Annotated in this window: 6 protein-coding genes and 1 pseudogene; 3 read left to right on the top strand and 4 right to left on the bottom strand. The window is 74.9% G+C overall.

Annotation, left to right across the window (positions count from 1 at the left end; all coding sequences use genetic code 11):
- Nucleotides 1-627: hypothetical protein (locus tag ABZY91_RS05505; RefSeq protein WP_355399909.1), on the bottom strand; the 627-nt coding region annotated here is incomplete at its 3' end.
- A gap of 328 nt (nt 628-955) precedes the next feature.
- Here ABZY91_RS05505 and ABZY91_RS05500 point away from each other — a divergent pair.
- The 3 genes from ABZY91_RS05500 (at nt 956) to ABZY91_RS05490 (ending at nt 3009) form a co-directional block, all read left to right on the top strand.
- Complete coding sequence (locus ABZY91_RS05500; protein WP_355399907.1) at nt 956-1681, top strand: NUDIX hydrolase; 726 nt, start codon at nt 956-958, stop codon at nt 1679-1681.
- Nucleotides 1682-1795: 114 nt separating this feature from the next.
- Nucleotides 1796-2164: a hypothetical protein gene (locus ABZY91_RS05495; RefSeq protein ID WP_355399905.1), complete on the top strand. Its 369-nt coding sequence runs from the start codon at nt 1796-1798 to the stop codon at nt 2162-2164.
- 515 nt (nt 2165-2679) lie between these two features.
- Entirely contained in the window at nt 2680-3009 is a 330-nt protein-coding gene (locus tag ABZY91_RS05490) for a trypco2 family protein (protein WP_355399903.1), read from the top strand.
- Between the two features lie 58 nt (nt 3010-3067).
- Here ABZY91_RS05490 and ABZY91_RS05485 read toward each other — a convergent pair whose 3' ends face one another.
- The 3 genes and pseudogenes from ABZY91_RS05485 to ABZY91_RS05475 all read right to left on the bottom strand — a co-directional run.
- Nucleotides 3068-3958: a hypothetical protein gene (locus ABZY91_RS05485; RefSeq protein WP_355399901.1), complete on the bottom strand. Its 891-nt coding sequence runs from the start codon at nt 3956-3958 to the stop codon at nt 3068-3070.
- Nucleotides 3959-4113: 155 nt separating this feature from the next.
- Nucleotides 4114-5151, bottom strand: a complete 1038-nt coding sequence (locus ABZY91_RS05480) for a TolB-like translocation protein (RefSeq protein ID WP_355399899.1) — start codon at nt 5149-5151, stop codon at nt 4114-4116.
- Nucleotides 5148-6500: pseudogene (locus tag ABZY91_RS05475) on the bottom strand (MFS transporter); the annotation flags it as partial. The pseudogene ABZY91_RS05475 and the gene ABZY91_RS05480, both read right to left, overlap by 4 nt.
- Nucleotides 6501-6689 lie beyond the last annotated feature (189 nt).

The following is a 6689-nucleotide window of genomic DNA, read 5'->3' as shown; positions in this document are numbered from 1 at the left end:
GCTGTACGAACTCGTGATCACCCAACCCGCCGGAATCGGCGACATCGAACACACCGTCGCGTTCGTCTGGTTGGCGACATTGGCGATCGAGTACGCATAACCGGTACCCGCGCACCCGCCACTGCTGTACGAACTCGTGATCACCCAACCCGCCGGAATCGGCGACATCGAACACACCGTCGCGTTCGTCTGGTTGGCGACATTGGCGATCGAGTACGCGTAACCGGTACCCGCGCACCCGCCACTGCTGTACGAACTCGTGATCACCCAACCCGCCGGAATCGGCGAGAAGGAGCACACCGTGGCGTAGGTCTGCGTGGTGATCTTGGCGATCGAGTACGCGTAACCGGTGCCCACACAGCCACCGCTGCCGTACGAACTCGTGATCACCCAACCCGCCGGAATCGGCGACATGGAGCACACCGTGGCGTTCGTCAGCCCGGTCGTATCGGCGATGGTGTACGCGACGCCGGTGCCCGGACAGCCGCTGCTGCTGTGCGAGCTCGTGATGACCCACCCGGCGGGGATGGGGGAGTTGGAGCACACGGTCGCGCTGCCGGCGAGCCGCTGCGGGGCCGCCTGGGCCTGCGCGGTCGCGGCGGTCATCAGGCCCAGCAGTAGCAGCACGGCCGTCACCAGATTCGGGACGTGAGTGCGTAAGGTCTTCATGGTCGGCCTCGGATCTACTCGACGCTCTACGGCTACGTTGATGCAGCTGAGATGAACCATTCGCGCACTGCCCGTTCATCTCGGCCGAAATGGTGTCAGAGCCGATCCGGCGGCACCAGAGTGCCTCGGACGGCCTCCGAGGGCGGCGGGCCCCGCTCCCGCCCGCTCCCGCGGCAACGGGAGCGGCCCGGGGCGGCCAGGGCGCCCCGCGCCGTGTCGTGTCGGTCGTCGCGCCATGTCGTGTCGTGCGGTCCGGCGTCCCCGGGGCGCCTGGCACGATGGCCGGATGGGCGATCCGCTGCCACCCGCTCCCGCCGAAGTCCTGGACGTCCACCGGCTGTGCCTGGTCGAAGTCCCGTCCCCCCGGCTCTCCCCCGCGGAACAGCAGGCCCGGGACCGCGCCTGGGACGAGGCCGTCCGGCGGAACCCGACGCTGTTCGACGGTCCGGTGGTGGCCTGCGAGGGCGTCCGCTGGGACGCCCCCGGCGAACCCGTCCTCTCCTGGTCGCGGGTGACGTACCGGCACTACGCGCTCCGGTGGGTGCCCGGCGCGGTCCGGCCGGCCTCGCTGTCGGTCGTCCTCCTCCAGCCCACGGACGACGGCAGGCTCCTGCTGGGCCGGATGTCCGCGTCCACGGCCGCCCCCGGGAAGTGGCAACCGCCCGGCGGGTCCGTCGAGCCGCCGGGCCCGGGCGAGCCGCTCGACACGGCCGCGCTGCGGCGAAACGCCGCCCGGGAGTTGGCCGAGGAGACCGGTGTCGTCGTGGCGCCCGGGGAGCTGGTGCTCCGGGCGATCACGCGCGGGCAGTACGGGAGCGTCGGGACGGTGTTCCTCGCTCCCCCGCTGCCGGAGGTACGGCTGCGCGAGCGGTTCGCCACGCTGGCGGCGTCGGAGCGCGAGCTGGTCGAGATCGTGTTCGTCGGCGCTCCGGCCGAGTTGGGGGACCTCCGCGGGCCGCACGCGGACTTCCTGGAACCGGCCGTGCGACGGTTCGGGCGCCGGGAGGGGTAGCCGTCGTCGTCGCGCGGCGGGCAGCCGGCGGCGGTCCGGTTCCGGAGCCGCCGGGGCGGGCAGGAACCCGGCGGGCGGGTGGGGTTCAGGGGTGGGCGGAGATCGGGGGCGCCGATGATGTTCGGATATTCGGACGAATGGTGGGTCCTGCTGTTCGTCCCGGTGGTGCTGTGGGTGCCGCTCGGCCCCTTCGCCATGGCCGCCACGGGCGTGTGGTGCGCCCGCCGGCCCGGGCGGCGGGCACCACGCCTCTGGTCGCTGCTGCTCCCGGCGGTGCCCGTCGCGGTCTCGGCGACCGCCATGGCCCTACCCACCGACACCTGGAACGAACCGGGCCGGCTGGACGACCTCCTCGGCTACCTCACCGTCTACGTCGGCGCCCTCACCGTGCTTCCCTGGCTGCTCGGCTACGGCCTCACACGGCTGGCACGCGCGGTGCGCGCGGTGCGCGCGGGCCGGCGCGAGGACCGCGCCGGGCCTTAAGGGCGCTGCGAACCAAGCCTGTTGGCGTGGATCGCACGTACTCCCACTGTTCCGATCGATGGCCCACGACATCGTGTGCGTGGTGTGAACGAACTGACCTTCCGGGGGAGGGACCGGTACCGTCCGGCGCGGGATCGACACCCGTGAGACCGACAGCCGGTACGGGTCGTCGACCGTGGCCCGGATGTTCCTCAGGGGCGGCCGGCGGCGCTCACTGCCCGGGCTCCAGCACAGCGACATGTACCCCGACCCCGAGTTCGGCGCCGACTACCGGCGCGTCGTCGACCGGTGGGAGCTGAGCACCGACCAGGGCGCACGGGTCCGACCGCCGAGGAGCCTCCGGGACCGGATCTCCGGTGATGCTCGGCTTCATCCTCGCGGTGGTCGCCGCGGCCGTCATGATCCTCGTCGGCTAGGTCCGCGCCCCCGGCCCGCGTCCTGCCCGTCGTACGGGAACTCGCCACCCCGGCAGTCTCGTTGATCCGACGCACGGACGGCTGGAACGAGGGGGCCCGATGGACATTCCGCTGGTGGACGCGGTCGCGGCGGTACGCGACGAACTGCTGGAGGCGGCGGCGCGCGGGGCGGGACAGGACGTGGTGTTCGCCGTCGGCCCCGTGGAGATGGAGTTCGAGGTCGAGCTGAGGGCCGACGCCAGGGCGAAGGCGGGCTTCAGGCTGTGGGCGGTCGGTGCGGAGACCGAGGCCGGGGTGTCGCGCGGCCGTACGCACCGGGTGTCGTTCACGCTGACGCCGCGCGCGGCCCACGGCGGGGACCTGCTGGTCAGCGGATCCGCCGACCGTCCCGACGGGCCCGGCGACACGGGCGACCGCATCCCGGACTGAACGCGGCGGGTCCGAACGCGGCGGCACCGGGCGGCGCGGGGGGCCGGGCGCCGCCGGCTCAGCCCGTCGTGGCGCGGACGTAGATGTCGGCGGCCCCCGGGAGCCCGCCCGGCACGGTGGCGACGTAGATCCGGCGGACCGTGGAGGGGCGCGCCGGGGTGGCGGTCGCGGCCGGGCCGGTCGGCGACTGCTCGGGAGCCGGGGTCGGGGACGGCTCGGACGTCGGGGACGGTTCGGTCGAGGGGGACGGCGCCGCCTGGGCCGGGTCGGGCACGTCGGCCGGGAAGGCCGGGGCGAAGCCGTCCGGTTCCTCCTCCGGGCCGGCGGCGAGGCCGGCCTCGACGGTGACCTCGGATGCGGGCGTCTCGGTGGGCACACCCGTGGGAACCGGCCCGGTGCCGTCGGAGGTGTGGACCGGTGCCGGGGTGGGGGTCGTCCCGGCGGACACCGGGGCGGACGACCCGGCGGACGACCCGGCGGACGGGTCCGCGGACGGATCGGCGGGCACCGTCACGAACGGCTCGAAGAGTTCGGCGGCGAGGTCCGGCTCGTCGCCGCCCAGCGCCTCCGTGAGGTCCGGGGGCAGCGCGGTCGTCGGCCCGGGGGCGGGCAGGTCGTAGGTGCGCAGGAAGTCGCCGACGCCGACCTCGCGCCCCCCGCCGAGCCGGTAGTGCAGGTACGCGACGGGGACGCCGTCCGGCGTGTGCGTGTACACCGCGCCGACGGGCACGTAGTAGCGCCCGGCACCGGGGTGCTGCGAGGGGTGCAGGCCGGCGAGCAGCTCGGCGCGGTCCCGGTCGGTCTCGACGACACCGCGACCGAGGGTGAGGGCGTTGACGCCGCGGACGGCGAGGGCCGCCATCACCGCGACGAACAGGACGAGGCCCATCGCGATCGTCCGGCGCAGCACGGGGCGGCCGTGCAGCGCCGGCCACGAGTCGCTGGACATGCGCTGCTCCGGCGACAGCCCGCGGTCGGGCCCTCGTTGGCTCACTTTTCCTGCTCCCCCGGTCCGTCGGCGTGGCGTCGCGGCGTCGCGTCGCCACTCGTATTGCTCGACGTGGACCCTACGCTCGAAGTTCCGAGTCGGACCAACCAGCCTGATCAGCCCAGATATGCCGGGGCCACCGCCGCGTCGAGCAGACGCCGGGCGGCGCCCGTGCCGTCGGCGGGGGCGGTCCACAGATCGGCGCCGAAGTCTCCGGGGAGGGCGTAGAGGAGGTTCCCGTCGTCGGCCCAGACGGCCTGGTCGTCGATGCTGCGCTGCTCGGCGGTGGCGGTCTCGGTCATGGTGGCGAGGTCGAGGACGTAGAGCCGCCAGGGGGCGTCCTCGGACACGCCCGGGACGCGCTTCTTGTAGGCGATCCGGGTGCCGTCCGGGGAGAGCGAGGGGCACTCGACGTTCTGGTGGAGGGTGGTGAGGGTGCGGGCGCCGAGGTCGCCGCGGACCAGGTAGGTCCGGCCGCCGGTGGCGACTGTCGCGTAGAAGGCCGTGTCGTCGGCGAAGGTCACGCCCCAGACGTTGACGTCGGCGGCGCGGTACGGCTTGCCGTCCTTGATCACGTCGAAGGTCTCCAGGTTGTCCCGGAGGTTCCCGTCGCGGACGTCGACGATCGCCGTGCGGGTGGAGAAGTCGGTGCCCGCGTAGGAGTCGCCGCTGACGAAGACCGTCCAGGCGACGAGGTGGCCGGACGGCGACACCCGGGAGCGGGTCGGGATCCCGGCGGCGGGGAACGAGCGCAGCTCCCGGAGGTGGTCGTCGAGGACGACGGCCCGGTAGGTGTCCTGGAGTGCCCCGCGCTCCGCCTGGAGGCAGATGCCGGTGCCGGCGGCGGCGTGGAAGCGCAGGCACTGGACGCCGGAGGCGGTGCGCGGGCCGTCCGGGCGGTCGGCGGGGACGGTGGCGATCTCGTCGCGGTGGGGGCCCCAGGCCATGTTGCGGAAGGCGAGCTGCCGGGAGGCGGGCGTCCGGAGGGAGACGTCGCCGCGGGTGACGACCGGGCCGTCGGGCCGGGCCCGGTCGCGCTCGGCGGAGCGGTCGGCGGCGTAGCGGACGGCGCCGGTGCCGACCGCGCCGAGGAGGACGACGGCGGCCAGCAGGATCAGCACCCTGGTGCGGTTCCGGAGCGGGGTGGTGGTCACGAGGGCACCTCGGGGTCGGTGGCGGCGGGAGCGGGGGTCGGGGTGGGGCCGGGGACCGGGGTGGGGCCGGGGAGCGGGGCCGGACCGGCGGGGCCGCTCGGCGGTTCGCGGAGGACGAAGGCCGCACCTGCCGAGCAGCAGGCCAGCGCACCCGCCGACCAGGCCAGCGCGGCGGTGCCGCCGACCACGCCCCAGAGCGCGCCGAACGCCAGCGAGCAGGCGAAACGGGCGAGCGCCTGGCCGGTACCGACCAGGGCGAGCCCCGCACCGCGCTGCTCGGGCGGGACGGCGTCGGCCGCGGCGGCGGCGAGCACGCCGTCCGTCGAGGCGTAGAACGCGCCGTGCAGCACCAGCACGCAGACCACCGCCGGCAGCCCGCCCAGCGGCGAGAGCAGCAGCCCGTACGCGAGCAGCAGGACGCCGTGACCCGCCAGGAAGAGCCGGCGGCGGCCGATCCGGTCCGCGAGCGCGCCGAGCGGGACGGCGAGGAGGAGGAACGCGGCGGCGGTCCCGAGCGGGAGCAGCGGGAAGTACTCCGTGGCCAGGCCGAGGCGGCGCTGCACGAGCAGGTAGAGGAAGGAGTCGCTGACCGTGGTGAGGCCGAGGAGCACCGCGCAGAGGGTGAGCCGCCGCAGGCCGGGCCTGCGGAGCAGCGCGAGGCCGTCCCGGAGTCCCGGGGAGCCGGACGGCGGCCCGGACGGCCCTGACGACGGGCCGGGCGGCGGCCCGGCGGCGCCGGGGCGGTGCGGCACGAAGAGCAGCAGGATCAGCACGCCCAGCACCGCGACGCAGGCGCTGACCGCGAACACCGCCTGGTAGCCCTGCTGCCGGCCGCCGTCGGCGAGCAGCGGACCGCCGGCCGTCCGGAGCACCAGGAAGGCGGTGAGCGGTCCGAGCAGCGCACCGGCCGTGTCCATCGCCCGGTGGACGCCGAACGCCCTTCCGCGGTGGGCCGGTTCGGTGGCCAGCGAGATCATCGCGTCGCGCGGCGCGGTGCGCAGGCCCTTTCCGGTGCGGTCGACGGCGAGCACGGCGCCGATCAGCGGCACGGTGTGGACGAGCAGCAGGAGCGGCTTGCAGAGCGCCGACAGCCCGTACCCGAGCGCGGCGACCGCCTTGTGCCGGGGTGCGCCGTCCCGGCCGCGCCGGTCGGCGAGGTGGCCGCCGGCCAGGCGGACGAGCGCGCTGAAGCCGTTCTGGATGCCGTCCAGCAGGCCGAAGCCGAGCGGGGAGAGGCCGAGCCCGGTGAGGAGGTAGAGCGGGAGGACGGCGCTGACCATCTCGGAGGACACGTCGGTGACCAGGCTGACGCTGCCCAGCGCCAGCACGGTGCCGGGCACGGCGGCCCGGGCCGCCCGGCCGGGGCGGTGGGGGCGGCCTTCGGCGTCGGCGGCATCGGCGGTGTCGGTGCCGTGGGCCGCGCCGGTGTCCGGGCCGGTGGCGGTGTCGGTGGCGGTGTCGGCGGCGGCCTCCGGTGAAGAACAAGGTGAAGTTCGCCTGGTGGTCCGCCGAGGAGTTCGGCCTCAAGGGCTCCGAGG

This window comes from Kitasatospora sp. NPDC002965 (assembly GCF_040611255.1).
GTDB lineage: Bacteria > Actinomycetota > Actinomycetes > Streptomycetales > Streptomycetaceae > Kitasatospora.
This window is presented reverse-complemented; position numbering and strand designations above follow the sequence as displayed.